Source organism: uncultured Deefgea sp., assembly GCF_947072475.1.
In the GTDB taxonomy this organism is placed as follows: domain Bacteria; phylum Pseudomonadota; class Gammaproteobacteria; order Burkholderiales; family Chitinibacteraceae; genus Deefgea.
In genome coordinates this window covers 86,253-107,097 of sequence record NZ_CAMTIA010000005.1, presented here as the reverse complement: position 1 = coordinate 107,097, position 20,845 = coordinate 86,253, and the positions used below count along the sequence as shown (strand labels likewise).

Here is a 20,845-nt window from a genome sequence, read left to right as displayed (position 1 = left end):
CGTGGCGAAGTGCACCTCGCCACGTGCCATTCACGCGGCCGCAACGGTTCGCCGTGCGGCCATATTTTGGCCCAATTGCGCCAAACAGTCGCCGTCGAGCAATTGGGCTGCTGCCGGATAAATGTCGATTTCTTCTTTGGCGGCATGCGCTGGATACAGCTTGGCAAATGACTGCGCCAGCGCCAAATTCAAGCGGCTGGCATCCCCAGCAATCACCGCCAATAAAGCTTGGCGAACTTGATGCCAAAGCTGAGCCAGCTCTGCGTGCTCCGCCATCACTTGCTCAATGTTTGCGCGCAATGTAGGGGATGCATGCAACAACAACGCCGGAAATAAATCCTCATCTTCATCTTGATGATGTAGCGGTGCGGCAATATCAAAATAGCGCAAAATCGACTGTGCACCCGCTACCGCGGCCGCATCGGCACCTTGCTGCTGCAGATGCAGCGCCAAGGTTTCAGTCAGCGCGGCATACTGGCGAACGCGATCATGGCAGGCAATCAACATGGCGATCGGGGTTTCAAAAGTCACTGTTTCAGTGGCAAACGGATTAAGCATGTTTAAATCCCAAGTGACGAAACGAGCTTTAACTTACGCTGCTTGTGAGCCTTTGCCAAGACAACAAATCCACATTCTCGCCGCATAAAAAAACCCCGCAGCCAGCTACGGGGTTGATTGGCGATTGCATATCGCTTTACGCAGATTTAAAAATCTCGTTGTAACGCGCTGAAACTGCCGCTTCAATTTGCACATTGCTGGGTGCTGTTGGGCTCATCAGCAGATTGCACAATACTTTTTCAGCTTCACGCAATAAATAGCGTTTTTGTTGGCGCTTAGTCAGACGTTTGATTTTTGCATTCATCATGCCTTCTCCTTGATTAAAGTGAGGCCAGTATAACGGCTTCGGGCAGGTCTTGCTTGTGCCATCCTGCCAATTCGTTACAGCGCATGCGCTTGCAAAATATATTGCGCTAGCGATTTGGCCTCTATATCAGCCACCTGCATCAATTTAATATGCCGACGAAATTTGCCACCGCCTTCGAGCACGCCAGCGACGTCATTTAGATCACAACCACGGCCAAACTCAAGCGAAACGTGATTTTTATACGCAAACACCCCGCAAAAATCGCTAGCGTCGCCGTACATCAAGCCGCCATACATCACGCGCTCGCTGGCCGTTGGCACGACTGAATAAATCAGCGCTCTGGTGGCCTCAACAATCGCCAGTATGTCGCCATCGGCCAAAGCCAGATCATGCAATAACTGCGTAACTCTAGGATCAACCATAATGAGCCTCACCAACTGATTATTTCAACTTTTGAGCCACCGCCAACAAGGCCGTCAATACACTCGCGCCGAACTGCTTGGATCGCTCACCATTCCAGCCGACTTCGGGCAGTGGATGGCTGGCGGTATCCTTAAACGGCATTTCCACCGTATACGCCAAGCAATCAAAGGTGTGCCCCACCCAATTGGTACCCAGCGTTAGAGTTTCGGGGCCAAAATGGCTGTCGGTATAGCCAAATTCAGTTTGAAAATCTGGACTCGCCGCCAACCATGCGGCTTTGAACGTGGCTTGCAAATCGCGTTGCTTGCTGGAGAACGATGGATTGTCTTCGCAACCGGCAACAAAATTATGTGGAATCGCTTCATCACCATGAATATCTAAAAACGCATCGATGCCGATTTCTTGCATTTTTTCACGCACCCAAAATACTTCTGGGCTGCGCGTTAAGCTTGGCGTACCCCATTCGCGATTTAGATTCGCGCCTTGCGCATTGGTGCGCAAATTGCCACGCACGCTGCCATCGGGATTCATATTGGGCACGATATAAAACACGCAGTGTTCGAGCAAGCGGCGAGCGACGGCATTTTCTGGATCGAGCAAGGTGTCTAGCAAGCCCTCAACAAACCATTCAGCCATCGATTCGCCCGGATGCTGACGCGCAGTAATCCAGATGTTTTTCTTATGCCCGAGGGGTATGCCAACGCGCAGCATGTCTAAATCATGGCCATCAGGCGTTACCCCAAGGGGTATTAGATCAACCCACGGCGCATAGCTTAAGGCACTACCGATCAAGGCTTGATGGCGCTCCCAAGAATACGGCTCAAAATAAGCAAACCACACCGCATCGGTCATCGGCGTATGTTGAATACTTAAGGTTTGCCCATCGTATTCGGTATCAACGCGAAACCAATTCTCGCGATCGTAACTGGCCACCGCCTGATAATCAGGCCAGCCATCGGGATAAGCGCTTTGCCCGGCGTTTTCAATGCGTAAAGTACAGTCCTGATCGCGCGCGCCGGTTAAGCGAAAGTGAAACCACTGAGCGAAATCAGAGGCATTATCGGGGCGCAATTTCAGGCGAATATTAGCGGCGTCGGTCGCGTCAATGACCTCAATTGAGCCGGAATCAAACTGGCTGGAGATACGAAGCATAGGGCCCTCTTATCCTCAAACGAGGAAAAAATTGAACCACCGAGGCACTAAGGCACAGAGCAATACCAAGCATAAAACGGCGTTTCCTCTGAGTCTCTGTGCCTCTGTGGTAAATGGTTTTTATCCAAATCAATCCAACGGCGACCAATCAGTCACTGCGACAAAAGCCTCGGCATCTGGGCCTTTTTCAAACACGCTACCCACTGGCGAATCGAGCAAAGCCACGACACTACTGTCGTAATTGGCGATAACGTTCACATCTAATTCGCTGTGATTTTTTGGGTTATTCAGAAACGCCTCTTCTTCACAGCCAGAAAAGAAACGCCAACCACTATCACCCGCTTTGCTGGGCTTTTCTCGATACATCAAGCCAACTGGATAACCTTCGATGGTCACTTCATCACTGACCACACACAGGCCATGGCCGGTGACGACTTTCTTCATCCGGCTTTCATCAAGTAAATACTCTTTGCTCATATATATCTCTCTATGCGTTTATTGGAATGACCAGCACCGCTTGACGTGACTGCAGCGTCATCTGTAAAGCTGCGCGGGTTTTTGCGTGCGGTAAAATGGGGCTCTCTTGCTGCCCAGTTCGCAGCAGCTCGCAAAAATGCGCGGTTTCGTAATTCAGGCCAGAGCCGATCGGCGCGTGGGCCAATTCTTCACGTTCGCCTGTCGCTGTGACTAAGGTCGCTCGGGCTGGATTCCACCATTTGTCGTGAAGCAACACATAGCCCTTCGTGCCAGAAATTAGCGCTTCGCCGCTACCTGCCACATCCAGCCCACAATAGAGCTGACTAATGCCATGTTGATGCTGGCTCTGCCAACTGGCAAAGGTGTCCACGCCAGTGGCGCCAATTCGGCCTAAGGTTTGCACTTCGTTCGCTGCACCGAGCCAATCGACCGCCAAAAACGCCGCATAGATCCCAATATCGAGCAAACCACCACCCGCTTGCGCTGGATCGAGCACCGCGTGGCCGGCTGGCACATTGGGGCTGGCAAAGCCTGCGCGAATGAACTTCACGTCGCCGATGGCGCCAGCAGCGATGCGTTCACGAACCTGTTGGTATAAAGGAAAAAACGCCGGTTTCATCGCCTCCATATAGAGACGCTGCGCTGCTTGCGCAGTGGCGATGACCTCATCCAACTCGGCCAAAGTGACCGCAGCGGGCTTTTCACACAACACCGCTTTGCCTGCTTTGAGCGCCGTGATGCTCAATGCGGCATGGCTAGGATGTGGCGTGGCGATATACACCGCGTCGATGTCGCTCGCGAGTAGTTCATCCAGCGTGGCATATACTTGGGGTATTTGATTGGCGGCAGCAAACTGCTTGGCTTTGCTGGTGGTACGGTTAAATACCGCCACCGCTTCAGCTTGCGGTACATGGGCTAAACCCGAGACAAAACGTTGCGCGATACTGCCGGTACCAATGATGCCAAAGCGTATCGTTTTCATGTTTTGCCTTTGAGGTATAGCCCTAAGAAGAAATAATTATCGATGACATGGGGCAATACACCTATCGAGTATTACCCCTAGACCACTTTCGTTTGGCTAAACTGCACCAGCGCCAAACTGCCTAATAAATTAGGCAGAAAATTAACCGGCTCACCTTGATGCAGCACCACTTGCCCATCGACTTGCATGCCCAACTTTGCGAGTAACTGGCTAAAATCTTTCACAGTACAAAAATGGATATTGGGCGTGTTATACCATTCATAAGGAATAGTTTCCGAGACTGGCATTTGCCCTTTGAGGATTTGCCAGCGATTTTCCCAATAGCCAAAATTCGGAAAAGTCACAATCCCGCAGCGGCCAACGCGCAGCATTTCTTGCAAGATCAGCTCGACGTTATGCATCGATTGAATTGTCAGCGATAACACCACAAAGTCAAAACTGCCGTCTTCAAAGTGCTGCAAACCGCTTTCCATATCGGCTTGAATCACGTTGAGATTTTTTTCAACGCAAGTGACAATCGAATTCACATCCACGTCGACACCGATACCACGCACTTGTTTGTTCGCTTGCAACCACGCGAGCAATTCCCCATCCGCGCAGCCAAGATCGAGTACGCGCGAGTTCGGTTTGATTTGTTCAGCGATGTGTTTTAAATCGGCACGCAGCGTAGTTTGATGAGCCATTACGCAATCTCCTTCGCCACATTATTTAAATAAGCGCGCATCACATTCATATACGGTGCATCTTGCATTAAAAAGGCATCGTGCCCGTGTTGCGATTCAATCTCGGCGTATGAGACGGTACGATCGGCGTCGAGCAAAGCTTTAACGATTTCACGCGAACGTGCTGGGGCAAAACGCCAATCGGTGGTGAAAGAAACCACCAAAAATTTAGCCTTCGCCTGCCGCATCGCTTCTGCCAAACTACCGCCGTAATGCCGTGCTGGGTCAAAATAGTCCAACGCTTTGGTCATCAATAAATAAGTATTGGCATCAAACACATTGGCAAATTTGTCGCCTTGATAACGTAAATACGATTCGATTTCGAATTCAACGTCAAAGCCATACTGGTATTCACCGGTACGCAATAAGCGGCCAAATTTTTCGCCCATGCCATCGTCAGACAAATAAGTAATATGCCCAAGCATCCGCGCTAAGCGCAGTCCACGCCGAGGCACGACGCCATGCTGGTAAAAGTCGCCGCCATGAAATTCAGGATCAGTAATTATCGCTTGGCGTGCCACATCATTAAACGCAATATTCTGCGTGGTTAACTTCGGCGCAGAAGCAATCACTAAAGCATGACGTATACGCTCAGGATACGTAATTGACCAACGTAGTGCCTGCATACCCCCCAAACTACCGCCAATAACCGCCGCAAATTGCTGGATGCCTAAACGATCAGCCAAGCGCGCTTGCGTCTCAACCCAATCGCGCACCAACACCACCGGAAAAGCCGAGCCATACGGCTCACCCGTAGCAGGATTGATACTCGAAGGCCCAGTTGAGCCGTGGCAACCACCGAGATTATTCACACCAATAACGAAAAAGCGATTGGTATCAATCGGCTTGCCCGGGCCAATCATACTGTCCCACCAACCCGGCGCTTTATCCTCCGCGGTGTGATAACCCGCTACATGATGGTGACCCGAGAGCGCATGACAAATCAAAATCGCATTCGATTTATCGGCATTGAGCTCACCATAGGTTTCCACCATCAACTCATAGCGCGGCAATACGGCACCGGATGACAGCGTGATCGGTGCCTCAAATACCCATTTTTGCGGGGTAACGATGCCCACTGAATCAGACACGATTCAACTCCTTTTTTGACTTGGCGATGCATGCTGACGCGGCCAGCAATAGCGCAAAAAACACCGAAAAAGTATTTCCTTCGGAAATATCCATCAGTAAAGAATTAAACAAGCTACACACTGCGTACGACAGCGTCACGCCAACCGCCACAGCGGCCCAAACGCGCGGCAAACCCAGCGCCATTTTGAGCGCACTCGCCAGTAAAGCCAGATACAAAGCGATGCCAAGCAATCCTAACTGCATGCCTTGCAACAAATATTCATTGTGCGGGTTGCTCATCACAATCGGACCAATCTGCGTTTTAATCGCCCCTGTCCCCTTGCCCAGCACAGGATATTCAGCAATTTGCTTGAGCGCCGTGAGATAAAAAATGCTTCGTATACCCATTGAAGTAAAACACGCCTGATCTTGCTGCGGCGTATTAAGCGCCGCTTGGCAAGCAATGACCTCAGTCACTCCCAATTGCGCACGGCGCTGCACCGGATTATTCGTTAATGCAATCGCGAGGATCGCCAAACCCATCGCAGCGACAAACCAATAACGACAGCGATGTTGCAAATACATCCAGCCCAAAGTCATCAGCAACACCAGACCAGCCAAATGCCCGGTGCGCTGTGGCGACATTAAATACACGCCAGCAAAACTAGCTGCGGCCAGCAAAAATACCGGCCATTGTCGATAGCGGATCCCGATGACGAACCACACAGCGCCAGCAAAAGCCATTAAAAACGTCTGCGCGATGGCATTTTTAGAAATCGCCGACGCGGCGACAAACGTAACCCCAAACCAAGTAAGCTGCCCCGTTGACCAGAGCAAGGTTGAGAGCAATAAAATGCCTAAGTTGCCCAATAAAAAACCAGCAATCGCATACTGCATCGTTTTCTCTGGCCCTTTTAAAAAAAACAGCGCCAGCAAGGGAATAAACAGCAGTTTTTTATATTTAGCAAAATAAGCCCACGCCTCAGGCGCAGGAGAAAACACAGCACCTAAGGCCAATGCCAGCCACAACAGCAAGGGCAAGAGCGCGAATGGATTCTTGCGAAAAAAATTGACAATTTGGCCTCGTGCCCAATACAAGCCCAACAAGCCACATAAGGGCACCATGATATTGGTCAGCGCAGTGCTGCTTGGCAGCGCAAACCCCAGCAAAGCCGAGAACAATAACACCACAAACACTGCTTTTTGATTCGTCCACAACATTGCTAAATGACCTTGATAAAATGTTTTTTCGTTAGCTCAACGCCCAATAAAGACTCGATTTTCGCCAAAATGCGATGGCGTCGCTCGCGCTTAGATAAACAATAATTCGGGTCAGCGACAAACTGCGTTTCGGCCATGGCCGCTAGCCAAGGCTGCACGACTTGAGGATGAGTACCTTGAAACGGTTGCAAAATTTTGGCATCCACTTGCGAATAATCATGCGGTAGCGGCGCGTGACTCCAATATTTAGCCACTTGCCGATGCTTTTCTTGCATTTTTTCACTAGAGCGAACGTGACCATAATGATAAATCGGACAATGCGCTAACGCCGCTTTGGGGTAACGACCTTTTTTATTTTTATCCATCACCACCCAAAACAAACCGTCAGGCGCAAAGGTACGTATCGTATTACGGATAACGCGTAATTCTTGTCGATACCAAGCGGGGCTTTTAGCAACTAAATTCGGAGCACCATAAAAATGGTGGTAATCAAAAGCAATCCCTTCTACCTCGGGATGATTTAAATACTGCTCTAAAACGGCACGAATTTTAGGCACATCATCTTCATGAATGACTTCGTCGCCTTCCAGATAAAACGCCCAATCACCAGTGCAATTAAACTGCGCAATCATTTTTTGCTGCGCATATACAAAGCCACGTTGCGCCATACCTTCGTTCCACTCTGTTTCAATAATCCGAATTCGCGGATCATTCAGTGAGCGAACTTGTTCCAAAGTATCATCTTCACTTTGCCCTATCGCGACCACGACTTCATCACAGACTTGTAGCAAACTACGTAAACTTTCTAAATATGGATAGCCAAGCATTGTGCCATTACGTAAGAAGGTGAATCCGCTGACTTTCATAAAAACTTATACTCCAAAACCTAGGCGACTTGCCTGACGCCGCGAGAAGAGCGATTATAGCAGTCTGACTCAAGTAAAAACGAAACCCATGCCGACTATTGGCGTTGCCATCATTACTAAAAATGCCCAAGTTCATCTTGCAGACTGTCTTAATGCTGTCACTTGGTGCGATAAAATCGTTGTTTTAGATTCGGGTAGCACTGATCAAACCTTAAGCATCGCACAAGCCTACGGTGCGCAGATCGAGCAAACCAGCGACTGGCCCGGCTTTGGTATCCAAAAGAATCGCGCGATCGCCTTACTCGATACCGATTGGATTTTAGCGCTGGATGCCGATGAAGTGCTCGATGCCGAGCTAATCCAAAGCATTCAAGCCACGATCAAAGCGCCGACGGCCAGCGTGTATCAAATCAGTCGCCTATCGAATTACTGCGGCCGCTGGATTTATCATTCCGGCTGGAATCCCGATCATTTGCCTCGATTATTTCAACGGGGACAAGCGGCTTATTCCGAATCTTTAGTACATGAAAAACTCAATTTTTCAGGCCCAGCACCGCTATTAGCTGGGCAGCTTTTACATTACTCATTTGATCGCTTAGATGACGTGCTCGATAAAGTGAATCGCTACTCCAGCGCTGGCGCTGAGCAACGTTTTCTGCGTGGCGAGCGATCCGGCCTAGGTAAAGCGATTTACAAGGGCTTATGGGCTTTCATCCGTACTTATGTTTTACAACGCGGCTTTTTAGATGGGCGAGAAGGCTTTATTTTGGCGGTATCCAATGCTGAAGGTACGTATTATCGCTATCTTAAATTGATGTATCTTGGATCCAAATGAAGCTATCAATTATAGTCTCAACTTACAATAGACCTGACGCACTCAATGCCGTGCTGCAAGGGCTCGCACAGCAAGTGGGAATAAATGCTAAAGAATGGGAAGTCATTATTGCTGATGACGGCTCAACCGTCACGACACAGCAACTGATTGCGCAGTGGCAAACTCATTTTCCCTGCGCACTACAGCATGTTTGGCATGAAGATACGGGATTTCGCTTAGCCGCAATTCGTAATTTATCAGCGATCAACGCGCAAGGCGAATATCTGGTTTTCCTTGATGGCGATTGCATCCCATTTCCCGATTTCGCCGTTCAAACATTGCGCTTGGCCGAACCAGGCTGGTTTGTCGCAGGCAATCGTGTACTGCTAAGCCAAAAATACACCGCGCAATTATGCCAAGCAGGGGGAAATCCTGCGCAGTGGTCCGCCATCGCGTGGCTATGGGCCAAGCTCAGTGGCAAAGCCAATCGTGCCCTGCCGTGGCTGCGCCTTGCGCTCACTCAAAGCCGAAAAAAACGCGCTCAACGCTGGGCAGTATTAAAGGGCTGCAATATTGGGGTTTGGAAGCAAGACTTTATCCGCATTAACGGCTTTGATGAGTCATTTTCTGGCTGGGGACACGAAGACTCAGACTTCGCAGTGCGCTTAATTCGAGCTGGAGTTTTACTCAAAGACGGCCGTTTTGCGGTGCCGGTGCTGCATCTTTGGCACCGTGAGAACGATAGATCCAAACAGGCGGAAAACTGGAAAAAACTCGAAGAAACACTCAAAAGCACGCATATTCATGCCGTCCGCGGATACCTACAGTACGTTACGGAACCCAAAAAATGATTTATTACTGTATTTCACTCCCAGATCAAATAGATCGACGAGCTAGAATGACGCAGCAATTTACTCAACTATCTCTCAAAGTAAATTGGTTTGATGCCATCCGTCCGGATGATGATATGCCAGTTATTTATCAAAGAACAAAACGCCTAAATCAATATGGCTATGATTTAACCACCGGAGAAATGGGATGCTTTCTAAGTCATCGGGCAGTTTGGCTCGATTTTATTAATCGGACAAATGAGAATAAGAGTAATGATCTATGTAGTATTTTCGAAGATGACATTATTCTAAATACTGACTTCTGTAATATTATTACCGAACTAGAAACAATAAAAGATCAATGGGATTATGTTCGTTTTTTTGCGATGTTCTCACGAAAAAAAACGAATATTCAAAGCACACTACCTTCTGGACACCAACTCATTGAATTTTTAAAACCACCACGAGGTACCCAAGGTTATATTCTAAATCGCCATGCGGCACTGACTTTATTAAATTTAACTGAACAGATGATTCATCCAATAGATGATACGATTGATCAAGTTTGGCGACACAATCTAAAAATGTTTTGTATTACCCCAGCGCTAGTCATTGAAGACGCCAATTTAGTTTCATCCATTGGCTCACGAAAACGTAGCAAATTAAAACTCTCTACTAAAATAAAACGAGAGCTTTATCGAGCACCTGAAGCGGTTCGACGTACATTTTGGCAATACAAAACGCGCTTACGCTGGCTATTCCAACGTTAACTTTCAGTTAATGAAAACTGCACCGCATGCATCTGTGTATACACGCCTTCTCGCTGAATCAGCTCTTGATGCGTACCACTTTCAATAATTTTGCCTTGCTGCATCACAATAATGCGGTCGGCTTTTTCGATGGTGGATAAGCGATGTGCAATCACCAAGGTAGTGCGGCCCACCATCAGGTTTTCTAGTGCTTCTTGCACTTTACGCTCGGACTCGGTATCGAGCGCACTGGTTGCCTCATCCAAAATCAAGATCGGTGCGTCTTTATAAATCGCCCTCGCAATCGCTAAACGTTGACGCTGCCCACCCGATAAACGCACGCCATTTTCGCCGAGCATTTCCGCAAAGCCTTGTGGCATTTGCTCAATAAATTCAGTCGCAAATGCCGCATCCGCCGCCGCGCGCACCCGCGCCATATCGATTTCATCCACGCCATAAGCAATATTAGCGGCGACGCTGTCATTAAATAACACCATGTCTTGCGACACCAGGGCGATTTGCGAACGTAAATTGGCCAAACGATAATCCGCCAGCAACTCACCATCCAGACGAATCTCACCCGCACTCGGCTCATAAAATCGCGGAATTAAATTCGCCAAGGTGGTTTTACCACTGCCCGACTGGCCGACCAAAGCCACGCTTTCACCGGGTTTAATGTCTAAATCAATCCCAGCCAACGCTTTAACGCCATCGACTTGATACGCAAACTCAAGCTGGCTAATCGTGATGTGTCCTTTCACGCGCGGCGGCGCCAACGTGCCGTGATCTGGCTCTAATGGCTGATCCAAAATACCAAACACCGAGTCAGCAGCCGCCAAACCGCGATGCAATGAATCGCTGAGCTTAGATAGATTTTTAATTGGCTGCTGCAACAGCATCATTGAACTCATAAACGTCACAAATGAGCCTGCGGTCATCGCGCCATCGGCGGCGCGTAAACCGGCAAAATAAATAATCGCCGCAATCGTGACCGCAATTAAAAACACCGTAAAGCCAGAGTTCAAACTCGCGGTGGCTGCGCGCTTTACGGTTAAACGCCGCACATTTTGATTGGCGGCACCAAAACGTTTCGCCTCATATTGTGCACCGCCAAAAATCTTAATAATCCGCTGTCCACCCAAGCTTTCATCTAAGATCTGGCTCATTTCGCCCATGGTGTCTTGCGTTTGTTGCGACAATCTACGCTGGCGTTTGCTCACAATCCGAATCGATACCGCCGCACCGGGCAGCATAATCAAGCAAAACAAGGTCAGCTGCCAATCAGTCCACAGCATAATGCCAAGCAAAGCGATGGCCATCACCGAATCTTTGATCAACACGGTGAGCACATTCAGGCCCGCATCCATGATCTGGTTAATATCAAACGTCACCCGCGACAATAAAACCCCGACTGACGATTGATCAAAAAATCGAATTGGCATGGCCATCATCCGCTCAAACACTTGCTGGCGTAAATCATGCATCACGCGTGACGACAGCCAAGCGCTGCCATATTCGTAGCCAAAGCTAGAAATCAAACGCACCAAGCCCAAACCAAACAAAGCCAGCGGCATCAACCAAGCGGCCTGTGCTGCAGCTTGGCTTTGCTTAAAGCTATCAATAATCACCCCGAGCATTTTGACCATTGCGGCATCAACGCCGCCGGCCACCACCATGGCCAAAATCGACATCACGGCGATGCCTCGATACGGGCCAAAGTAGGCAAGAATTCGGAAATACAGCTGTTTGCTATTCATGAGCTCAGTAAAGAAAAGGCGTAAAGTCAGATTATAACGGAGTCACGTCGCGCTCAGGACAGCAGCGCAACATTCACACTATTTAGCGCCAATAAAAAGCCTACGCTGGCGTAGGCTTTGTTGACGTATAGGCGAAGCATCTGGTCTGGATCGCACTGGATCACAAACCGCGAAGCGCTTTAAAAATCCCCGTAGCGTGATTGCAATAAACCGGCGATCACCGGCGCAACGCTTTCGGTGCGTAAAATTCTTGGCCCCAACAATACAGAGGTATAGCCCGCTGCAATAGCTTGATTGTACTCTTCAGATGAATACCCACCTTCAGGGCCAATCAAAACGCAAACGCTAGCCACTTTTTCTGGCAAGCTACCCCATGCCACTGCACCTGTTGGGCAAAGCAATAATTTTAATTCGGCAGAACTTGGCTGGGCTAAAAATTGCGCCAGCGTGAGGATAGGCCGGATTTCTAATAAGCGCGTTCGGCCACATTGCTCGGCGGCACTAGCGGCAATTGCTTGCCAATGCGCGAGCCGTTTTTCGGCGCGTTCGCCCGAATAGCGCTGTTGGCAATATTGCGAAATCACCGGCTGCAACACTGCAACCCCGAGCTCAGCTGCTTTTTGCACCGTGTAATCCATCCGATCGGCCGCCGAAATCGCTTGCACCAAGGTAATTCTCAACGGCGATTCACGATCCACATCGGCAAACGACAGCACAGCAACACTAACGGTTTTTTTACCCATTGCCGCAATTTGCGCAGTAAATTCACCGCCTTGGCCATTAAATAAAATAATTTCTTCGCTAGGCTGCAAACGCAATACTTGCACATGCCGCGCCACAGCCTCGGGTAAGTCAAAACATTGCCCAATTGAAAGTGGCAAATCAATATAAAAGCGCGGCATACACCATCATGTCCTTGCAATAAAACACGCGTCAATCAAAGGGCATTAAATGCCAAGCGGAGGGAGGTCATGAAACGACGAAGGCACGTCTTTAAGCCGATCAAAACTCACCATTTCATAATTACTCGGGTCTGAAAGTAGCTCACGCAGTAATTTATTATTCATGGCGTGCCCCGACTTATAGCCAGAAAATGCGGCAATCAAAGGGTGACCTAAAATATACAAGTCGCCGATCGCATCGAGCACTTTATGCCGAACGAATTCATCTTCAAACCGCAAACCGCCTTCATTCAGCACCCGAAACTCATCGATCACGACGGCGTTATCCATATTGCCACCGCGGGCCAAGCCGTTCATGCGTAAGTATTCAACTTCATGAATAAAACCAAAGGTGCGGGCACGGGCAATTTCGCTGATGTAATTGGAATCAGCAAAATCAAGGCTAATGGTTTGAGCAGATTTTTTAAAGGCGGGATGTTTAAAATCGATCGTGAGGGTGACTTTGTAGCCGTTATGCGGCTCAAACTTAACCCATTTATCACCATCATGCACTTCGATGGGTTTTAAGACTTTAACAAACTGCTTGGGGGCGTCGAGCTCACGCACCCCAGCCGTTTGCAGCAAATATATAAACGGCGCAGCAGAACCATCCATAATCGGCATTTCTGGCGCATCGACTTCAACAATCACATTGTCGATACCGAGCCCAGCAAAGGCTGACATTAAATGCTCAATCGTGCCGACACGCACGCCGTCTTGCACCAGCGTTGAGGAGAGTCGCGTGTCGTTCACTAAATCGGGGCCGACTTTGAAAGGCGCTGACTCGGGTAAATCAGAGCGCTTAAAAACGATGCCAGTATCCGCAGCAGCCGGTCGCAAAGTGAGTTTTACTTTCTCACCCGAATGCAAACCAACCCCTGTCGCATGGATCGTTGAATCCAAAGTTCTTTGTAAAAACATGGCCATTCTGCCTAAACAATCAATTGCTTGATTTTACCAGTCCTAGGCAAAAGACTGGTTAAATCATTCCAATCATACTGATTGATTTAATGTATTACGCCGATCCAGCGCAGGGTTTAATCCGCTTGGCGACGCAAAAATGCTGGAATATCCATATCGATATTGCTCATTGCGGCTGGGCGAGCTGGCGTTTCTGCCGCACGGCTACCGCGATTGTTACGCCAAATTGCTGGCGTATCATAGGCCTCATCGTAAGCAGCATTGTCGGTGCCAGTTTTTTGCATTGGGTTATTCACCACCGTTAGTGATGGCGTGCTAATCGCTTTGCCGCCCAAACCGGTGGCCACTAAGGTCACGCGGATTTCGTCTTCGCCCAATGCTTCATCGTAAACCACACCGTGTTTCACCAATGCACCTTCGGCAACGTGTGATTCAATAATTTCTAGCGCTTGGCGAGTTTCTGATTTTTTCAATTTGCCCGGTGCAGTCGAGAAATTCACCAACACGCCACGTGCGCCTTTAAAGCTAATATTGTCGAGCAATGGGCAGCGAATGGCTTCTTCGGTAGCGCGAATGGCACGATCAGGACCTGTGGCATGCGCCGAGCCCATCATCGCCATACCCATTTCACGCATCACGGTTTTAACGTCAGCAAAGTCAACGTTGATTAAACCTGGGTATTGAATGATTTCAACAATCGAACCAACGGCATTACGCAATACATCATCAGCAGCACGGAATGCTTCATCAACCGTGACATCATCGCCTAAAACTTCTTCAAGTTTTTGGTTAGAAACCACAATCAATGAATCCACATAGCGCGACAATTCATCAATACCGACTTGTGCCACTTTTTGGCGACGGCCTTCGTCTTGTCCGGGTGAAGTCACCACGCCGACAGTCAAAATGCCTTTTTCACGCGCCACTTGCGCGATCACAGGCGCGGCGCCAGTGCCGGTACCGCCGCCCATACCAGCGGTGATAAATAATAAATCTGCGCCAGAAATCAATTCGGCAATGCGCTCGCGATCTTCTTCAGCCGCTTGACGGCCAATATCAGGATCACACCCAGCGCCAAAGCCTTTGGTGAGTTCAGCGCCCAACTGAACTACATTATCCGCCCGCGATTGCTTCAAAACCTGAGCATCGGTATTGGCCGAAATAAAATCAACGCCGTGCGATTGCATCGCATGCTCGATCATATTATTGATTGCATTGCAGCCTGCGCCACCAACGCCAATCACTTTGATATTCACGTGATGTGAAACCTCTGGTACTTCAATTAATAATGCCATTTTCACTCTCCTCTTGCCCGATTTTACTGCTTACCCGAATATTTCAGAAGTTATTTTGAAACCATGCCTTCATTCTGCTAAAAACATCACCCATGCCGCCTTCCTTACCTCGAGCACCGGGTGCTTTTTGCATTTGTTGGCGCGCCAATAACAACAAGCCAACCGCAGTGGAATAGCGTGGATTTTTAACCACTTCTGCCAATCCACCCACATAACGCGGCAAACCTAAGCGCACCGGCATATGGAAAATCTCTTCAGCCAAATCCGTCATCCCCGGCATCAATGAAGCACCGCCGGTAATCACAATCCCGCTCGACAATCGATCTTCCAAGCCGACACGGCGCAATTCGGCTTGCACAAAGCTATACAATTCTTCCACACGCGGCTCGATCACTTCAGCCAGCGTATGACGGCTCATTTGCCGCGCACCGCGCTCACCCACGCCAGGCACTTCGATCATCGTTTGCGGATCGGTCATATGGCGTAATGCCACGCCGTGTTGGATTTTGATGTTTTCGGCTTCACCGGTTGGCGTACGCAATGCCATTGCGACGTCATTGGTAATTTGGTCACCGGCGATTGGAATCACGGCGGTATGACGAATCGATCCGCCAATAAACACCGCGATATCGGTGGTACCACCGCCGATGTCAACCAAACACACGCCAAGATCTTTTTCATCTTCAGTCAAAACGGCGTAGCTGGAGGCCAATGGCTGCAATACCACTTCAGCAATCTCTAGCCCACAACGGCGCACGCACTTGGTGATGTTTTGAACTGCCGACACTGCGCCAGACACAATATGCACCCGAACTTCTAAGCGCACACCCGACATACCGAGCGGCTCTTTCACGTCTTCTTGACCATCAATCACATACTCTTGCGACAAGATGTGCAGCACTTGATGATCGGTTGGAATATTGACCGCGCTCGCCGTTTCAATCACCCGTTCAATATCGGCTGGGGTGACTTCTTTATCTTTAATCGCCACCATGCCGTGCGAATTAAGACTCTTGATGTGGCTACCGGCAATGCCGGTATACACTTCGCTGATTTTGCAATCGGCCATTAATTCGGCTTCGCCTAATGCCGACTGGATCGCCGCAACGGTTTTTTCAATATCAACGACAACACCACGCTTCAAGCCTTTGGATGCTGCGGAGCCTAAGCCCACCACATTCAACGAGCCATCTTCCTTCACATCAGCCACTACCGCGACCACTTTAGAAGTCCCGATATCTAGCCCAACGATGAGGTTTTTTGCATCCCTAGTCACTGACAGCCTCTTTTACAATTCTTAATGTTTAACTTTAAATAGCTTGGCCAAGTCATTGCTTTTTAAGTATTTGAAATACCAAAAGCATAAATCATGCCGAAGCTTTATTTGCCTTAGGTTTTACGACCGGCGGTGGCTTAACGCCCTGTTTGCCGGCCTCTAAGGGCGTATACGACGGTAAATGCACCGCAAAACCATTGGGATAACGCAAATCAACGTATTCAAATGGTTGCTGCAATAAAGCCAATGAATTGGGGTAAGCATTCACAAACCGCTTTACTCTATCCACCGCTTGATCACGTCCTACTTCTACAATCAATTGTTTATCTAATTCAAAACGCCATGCCCGACGATCCGATAGCCACAAGCGCGTTGGCGTGCGCTGCAAAGGCAATAACGCCGCCTGCAAAGCCTTAAACTCACTCACCATCAGCTTTTCAGCGCCTTCAGGGCCTTCCAAAATCGGCAAAGGATCACTGGTTGCAGCATCAAACTTTTCGCCATACGAATTGAGTAAACCGGTCGTTCCCCAACGCGCCACTGCTTTGTGCTCTTCAATATTCACTTCTAATCGATCAGGCCAGCGACGACGCACTTCAACCTGACGTACCCACGGTAATTTTTCAAAATTCTGCCGCGTTTTATCCAAATCCAGGGTAAAAAACGTCCCTTTTAATTCGTTTTTAATCACATAGCGTAATTGCTCGCGTGTTACGTGCGCTAAATCCCCGTCGACCTTAATCATGCGAACCGGAAACAAGGGCGAATGCACCGCCAAAAACAAGACAGAATAAAACAATAACATTAATGCTAAAGCGGTCAGCAAGTTAGCAAGCCACATCAATAGCTGTGGCTTATCCCACATAACAGCTCACTTTTAAGTGTCGATTTAAAGCCCACTCAGGCATATGGATTGATTCCTAATTGGGTGCTTCAAACACCCACCCAGCATGGGTATACAAACGTAGCCGAATTATAACAATAGTTGCAAGGATATACCCTTACAAAGCGCAAAACCTACGAGATTGTTCCTAAAATTGTCAATACCAAAGCGTCGTAACTGAGCCCCGCCTCTCTAGCGCACATCGGAAACAGGCTGTGCGTCGTCATTCCGGGTGCCGTATTAGGCTCAAGCAAAAACATTTCGCCCTGCTCATTCATTAAAAAGTCAATGCGCGCCCAACCCGAAGCGCCGAGCACCCGATACGCTTGTTCACATAAATCACGCGCTTTTTGCTCTTGCTCACCCAATAAACCGGGGCAATGATAGACCGTGTCATCACGGATATATTTAGCTTCAAAGTCATAAAACTCAGTCGCCGGCTCAATCTTGACGGTGGCCAAAGCCTTACCATCAAGCACCGCGCACGAGTACTCACCCGCGTTAATCGAGCGTTCAGCCAACACCAAAGCATCGTACTGTGCTGCTACAGCGTAAGCCTGAGCAATTTGCGCCACGCTAGTACAACGCGAAACACCCACGCTTGAGCCACCATTGGCGGGCTTAACATACAGCGGTAAATCCAACTGCTTGGCCACGGCCGCCAAATCACTGCTGGCATCGAGCAACACATAATCCGGAATCGGCAAACCGGCCGCTTGCCACATCAGCTTGGTACGCCATTTATCCATACCAATCGCCGAAGCCATCACGCCACAGCCAGTGTAAGGAATCGACATAAATTCCAAAGCACCTTGGATCGTGCCATCCTCGCCATAGCCGCCGTGTAAGATCAAAAAGGCGCGGTTAAATCCTTCATCATGCAAGGCCGATAATGGTTTTTCAGCAGGATCAAAGCGATGCGCATCCACACCTTGGCGAACTAAAGCTTCCAATACACCTGCGCCGCTGAGCAAAGAAATTTCTCGCTCGCTCGAAGCACCACCCATTAATACTGCAACTTTACCCATTGCTTTCACATCAATACCGCTCATTTCACCATCTCACATAATAATTTCGGTGTATTGCCAATCGTGCCAGCGCCCATCGTCACTACTACGTCACCGGCTTGCACTGCGGCAAAAATTGCCGTTGGCATATCGGTAATTTCCGCCACAAACACCGGTTCAATTTTGCCGGCCACTCGAACAGCACGGGCTAAAGATCGGCCATCGGCAGCAACAATCGGCGTTTCACCGGCGGCATACACCTCGGCCAATAACAAACCATCCACCGTGTTAAGCACTTTGACAAAATCTTCAAAACAATCACGGGTTCGCGTATAGCGATGCGGTTGAAACGCCAATAACAAGCGACGCCCCGGAAACGCGCCCCGCGCAGCGGCCAAAGTAGCCGCCATTTCAACCGGATGATGGCCATAATCATCGACCAAGGTAAACGAGCCACCCGCTGGCAAAGCCACTTCGCCATAACGCTGGAAACGACGACCCACACCTTGAAAACGCGCCAGTGCCGATACAATCGACGCCTCATCGGCCCCGACTTCAATCCCGATGGCAATCGCCGCCAAGGCATTGAGCACATTGTGCATGCCCGGCATATTGAGCGTGACCGCCAAACGCCGTGATTCGCCGTTCTGCCACACCGCATCAAAACGCATCATGCCGTTATCGGCCACAATGTTTTCTGCATGCAGCATCGCGTCGTCTGACACCCCATACGTCGTTACTGGGCTAGTGACTTTCGGCAAGATTGAGCGCACATGCGGATCATCAATACATAAAATCGCCCGACCATAAAACGGCAAATGATGCAGAAAATCGATAAAAGCTTGCTTTAGTTTTTCAAAATCATGGCCATACGTGTCCATATGATCGGCATCGATATTAGTCACCACCGAAATTACCGGCGTGAGTAGCAAGAACGACGCATCGCTTTCATCAGCTTCGGCAACCAAAAAGTCGCCCTGTCCTAAGCGGGCATTCGAGCCTGCGGCGTGTAATTTGCCGCCAATCACAAAGGTTGGATCCAAACCAGCCGCCTCGAGCACACTGGCACTCAAGCTGGTGGTGGTGGTTTTGCCGTGCGTACCAGCAATGGCAATACCTTGCTTTAAGCGCATTAATTCAGCCAACATCATCGCGCGGGGCACAACAGGAATCTTGCGCTGGCGCGCGGCAATCACTTCGGGATTGTCGTCTTTCACCGCACTCGAAATCACCACCACGTCGGCATCGGCAACAAACTCAGCAGCATGCCCTTGATAAACTTGCGCGCCGGCATTCACCAAGCGCTGTGTTGTGGCGCTCACGCCTAAATCCGAACCACTAATTTCAAAACCTAAATTGAGCAATACTTCGGCAATCCCACTCATGCCGACCCCACCAATCCCAACAAAATGGATGCGTTTTACTTTATGTTTCATTGCGCTAATTCTTTAATCACTGCAACGACGGCGGCCGTTGCATTAGGTTGAGCTAAAGCACGCGCGGCCGTTGCCATCGTTAGGCAGCGTTCACGCGTCATTTCTTGAATCGATTGCGCCAGTATTTCTGGGCTGCTGTGTGATTGAGCTAATAAAATCCCGGCACCCGCTTCACTTAAAAACTGTGCATTACCCGTTTGGTGATCATCCACCGCATGCGGAAATGGCACCAAAATACTTGCCGCACCCACGCATGCGAGCTCGGCCACCGTCAACGCGCCGGAACGGCACAAAATCAAATCGGCATCGGCATACGCTTGCGCCATATCGGCAATAAACGCCACGCAATCGGCAGTCACATTCGCTGCGGCGTAATTGGCGCGCAATGTCTCTAAATGCTTTTCACCCGATTGGTGCGTCACCATCGGGCGATCGGCAGGTGCAATCAGCGCCAAGGCTTTCGGTAATTGTTCATTAAATACTTGCGCGCCTAAGCTGCCGCCCACCACCAAAATCTTTAAAGGCCCAGTTCGGCCAGCAAAGCGCACCGCAGGTTCAGCCACTTGGGTGATTTCACTGCGGACTGGATTGCCAACACAATCGGCTTGATTGGGAAATGCCGACGGAAACGCAAACAACACTCGATTGGCAATTTTCGACAACAGGCGATTGGTTAAACCTGCCACTGAGTTTTGCTCATGAATCACTAAAGGCAGCCAGCACAAACGCATCGCCAAGCCACCGGGAAAACCGGTAAAGCCACCAAAACCAATCGCCACATCAGGGCGACGGCGGAAAATCAAATTCAACGCCACCAACAACGCTTTAGTTTGCACCCAAGGCTGGCTGAGTTTTTTTAACCAACCTTTACCACGGACACCGGTAATTTTGAGCGTCACTAAATCGATACCTTGTTGCGGCACCACGCGGGTTTCCATTGCGCCGCTTGCGCCCAACCACACCACATCCCAGCCCTCAAGACGTAATGCATTGGCCACCGCTAACGCGGGGAATATATGTCCACCCGTGCCACCGGCCATCACCAATAGCGTACGTTGTCCGCCGGTGGCGGCGGGTTCAATCCATTCGGCATCTTCTTTTCCCATTCGCCATCCGCTGACAATCAAAGCCAGCATGGCAACAATAAAAAGTACCGA

General features: G+C 49.4%; 22 protein-coding genes. 3 read left to right on the top strand and 19 right to left on the bottom strand.

What is annotated here, in order from left to right; all coding sequences use genetic code 11:
- Nucleotides 1–30: 30 nt before the first annotated feature.
- The 10 genes from Q0V82_RS03525 to Q0V82_RS03480 form a co-directional block, all read right to left on the bottom strand.
- Nucleotides 31–558: a hemerythrin domain-containing protein gene (locus Q0V82_RS03525; RefSeq protein ID WP_297572742.1), complete on the bottom strand. Its 528-nt coding sequence runs from the start codon at nucleotides 556–558 to the stop codon at nucleotides 31–33.
- A 136-nt stretch (nucleotides 559–694) separates the two neighbouring features.
- Complete coding sequence (locus tag Q0V82_RS03520; RefSeq protein WP_173533010.1) at nucleotides 695–865, bottom strand: hypothetical protein; 171 nt, start codon at nucleotides 863–865, stop codon at nucleotides 695–697.
- Nucleotides 866–939: 74 nt separating this feature from the next.
- Complete coding sequence (locus tag Q0V82_RS03515; protein WP_297572740.1) at nucleotides 940–1,287, bottom strand: DUF1801 domain-containing protein; 348 nt, start codon at nucleotides 1,285–1,287, stop codon at nucleotides 940–942.
- A 19-nt stretch (nucleotides 1,288–1,306) separates the two neighbouring features.
- Nucleotides 1,307–2,440 carry a M14-type cytosolic carboxypeptidase gene (locus Q0V82_RS03510; protein WP_297572738.1) on the bottom strand — a complete coding sequence of 378 codons (1,134 nt, stop codon included), beginning with the start codon at nucleotides 2,438–2,440 and terminating at the stop codon, nucleotides 1,307–1,309.
- A gap of 129 nt (nucleotides 2,441–2,569) precedes the next feature.
- A complete protein-coding gene (locus tag Q0V82_RS03505; RefSeq protein WP_297572736.1) occupies nucleotides 2,570–2,917 on the bottom strand; it encodes a DUF2185 domain-containing protein in 348 nt (115 codons plus the stop codon).
- Between the two features lie 10 nt (nucleotides 2,918–2,927).
- Complete coding sequence (locus tag Q0V82_RS03500) at nucleotides 2,928–3,899, bottom strand: Gfo/Idh/MocA family protein (protein WP_297572735.1); 972 nt, start codon at nucleotides 3,897–3,899, stop codon at nucleotides 2,928–2,930.
- A gap of 77 nt (nucleotides 3,900–3,976) precedes the next feature.
- A complete protein-coding gene (gene metW, locus Q0V82_RS03495; RefSeq protein ID WP_297572733.1) occupies nucleotides 3,977–4,582 on the bottom strand; it encodes a methionine biosynthesis protein MetW in 606 nt (201 codons plus the stop codon).
- Nucleotides 4,582–5,712 (bottom strand): homoserine O-acetyltransferase, encoded by a 1,131-nt coding sequence (locus Q0V82_RS03490; RefSeq protein WP_297572731.1) that lies wholly within the window; start codon nucleotides 5,710–5,712, stop codon nucleotides 4,582–4,584. Before Q0V82_RS03490 ends, metW begins: the two co-directional genes overlap by 1 nt.
- The gene (locus tag Q0V82_RS03485; protein ID WP_297572729.1) at nucleotides 5,705–6,913 is read right to left on the bottom strand and encodes an O-antigen ligase family protein; all 1,209 of its coding nucleotides are present in this window, start codon (nucleotides 6,911–6,913) and stop codon (nucleotides 5,705–5,707) included. Before Q0V82_RS03485 ends, Q0V82_RS03490 begins: the two co-directional genes overlap by 8 nt.
- A 2-nt stretch (nucleotides 6,914–6,915) precedes the next feature.
- The gene (locus Q0V82_RS03480) at nucleotides 6,916–7,779 is read right to left on the bottom strand and encodes a glycosyltransferase (protein ID WP_297572727.1); all 864 of its coding nucleotides are present in this window, start codon (nucleotides 7,777–7,779) and stop codon (nucleotides 6,916–6,918) included.
- An 88-nt stretch (nucleotides 7,780–7,867) separates the two neighbouring features.
- Here Q0V82_RS03480 and Q0V82_RS03475 point away from each other — a divergent pair, with 88 nt between their 5' ends.
- The 3 genes from Q0V82_RS03475 to Q0V82_RS03465 are packed head-to-tail and all read left to right on the top strand — an operon-like array spanning nucleotide 7,868 to nucleotide 10,193.
- Nucleotides 7,868–8,614, top strand: a complete 747-nt coding sequence (locus tag Q0V82_RS03475) for a glycosyltransferase family 2 protein (RefSeq protein WP_297572725.1) — start codon at nucleotides 7,868–7,870, stop codon at nucleotides 8,612–8,614.
- Complete coding sequence (locus tag Q0V82_RS03470; RefSeq protein WP_297572723.1) at nucleotides 8,611–9,444, top strand: glycosyltransferase family 2 protein; 834 nt, start codon at nucleotides 8,611–8,613, stop codon at nucleotides 9,442–9,444. The genes Q0V82_RS03475 and Q0V82_RS03470 overlap by 4 nt, the downstream gene beginning before the upstream one ends.
- Nucleotides 9,441–10,193 (top strand): glycosyltransferase family 25 protein, encoded by a 753-nt coding sequence (locus Q0V82_RS03465; protein ID WP_297572721.1) that lies wholly within the window; start codon nucleotides 9,441–9,443, stop codon nucleotides 10,191–10,193. The genes Q0V82_RS03470 and Q0V82_RS03465 overlap by 4 nt, the downstream gene beginning before the upstream one ends.
- On the opposite strand, the gene msbA is transcribed toward Q0V82_RS03465, so the two are convergent.
- From msbA to murG, 9 genes are all read right to left on the bottom strand, one after another.
- The gene (msbA, locus tag Q0V82_RS03460) at nucleotides 10,190–11,929 is read right to left on the bottom strand and encodes a lipid A export permease/ATP-binding protein MsbA (RefSeq protein WP_297572720.1); all 1,740 of its coding nucleotides are present in this window, start codon (nucleotides 11,927–11,929) and stop codon (nucleotides 10,190–10,192) included. The two genes, Q0V82_RS03465 and msbA, sit on opposite strands and share 4 nt — an antisense overlap.
- Nucleotides 11,930–12,108: 179 nt before the next feature.
- Nucleotides 12,109–12,831 carry a 16S rRNA (uracil(1498)-N(3))-methyltransferase gene (locus tag Q0V82_RS03455; RefSeq protein ID WP_297572719.1) on the bottom strand — a complete coding sequence of 241 codons (723 nt, stop codon included), beginning with the start codon at nucleotides 12,829–12,831 and terminating at the stop codon, nucleotides 12,109–12,111.
- 45 nt (nucleotides 12,832–12,876) lie between these two features.
- Nucleotides 12,877–13,791 (bottom strand): UDP-3-O-acyl-N-acetylglucosamine deacetylase, encoded by a 915-nt coding sequence (gene lpxC / locus Q0V82_RS03450; protein WP_221021964.1) that lies wholly within the window; start codon nucleotides 13,789–13,791, stop codon nucleotides 12,877–12,879.
- Nucleotides 13,792–13,907: 116 nt separating this feature from the next.
- A complete protein-coding gene (gene ftsZ, locus Q0V82_RS03445) occupies nucleotides 13,908–15,086 on the bottom strand; it encodes a cell division protein FtsZ (protein ID WP_221021963.1) in 1,179 nt (392 codons plus the stop codon).
- Between the two features lie 43 nt (nucleotides 15,087–15,129).
- A complete protein-coding gene (gene ftsA / locus Q0V82_RS03440; protein ID WP_217390289.1) occupies nucleotides 15,130–16,362 on the bottom strand; it encodes a cell division protein FtsA in 1,233 nt (410 codons plus the stop codon).
- 91 nt (nucleotides 16,363–16,453) lie between these two features.
- Nucleotides 16,454–17,227: a cell division protein FtsQ/DivIB gene (locus Q0V82_RS03435; RefSeq protein ID WP_297572711.1), complete on the bottom strand. Its 774-nt coding sequence runs from the start codon at nucleotides 17,225–17,227 to the stop codon at nucleotides 16,454–16,456.
- A 152-nt stretch (nucleotides 17,228–17,379) separates the two neighbouring features.
- Nucleotides 17,380–18,297 (bottom strand): D-alanine--D-alanine ligase, encoded by a 918-nt coding sequence (locus Q0V82_RS03430; RefSeq protein ID WP_297572709.1) that lies wholly within the window; start codon nucleotides 18,295–18,297, stop codon nucleotides 17,380–17,382.
- Nucleotides 18,294–19,688: a UDP-N-acetylmuramate--L-alanine ligase gene (gene murC, locus Q0V82_RS03425; RefSeq protein ID WP_297572707.1), complete on the bottom strand. Its 1,395-nt coding sequence runs from the start codon at nucleotides 19,686–19,688 to the stop codon at nucleotides 18,294–18,296. Before murC ends, Q0V82_RS03430 begins: the two co-directional genes overlap by 4 nt.
- On the bottom strand, nucleotides 19,685–20,794 hold the full coding sequence (gene murG, locus Q0V82_RS03420; RefSeq protein ID WP_297572769.1) for an undecaprenyldiphospho-muramoylpentapeptide beta-N-acetylglucosaminyltransferase: 1,110 nt from the start codon (nucleotides 20,792–20,794) through the stop codon (nucleotides 19,685–19,687). The genes murC and murG overlap by 4 nt, the downstream gene beginning before the upstream one ends.
- Nucleotides 20,795–20,845 lie beyond the last annotated feature (51 nt).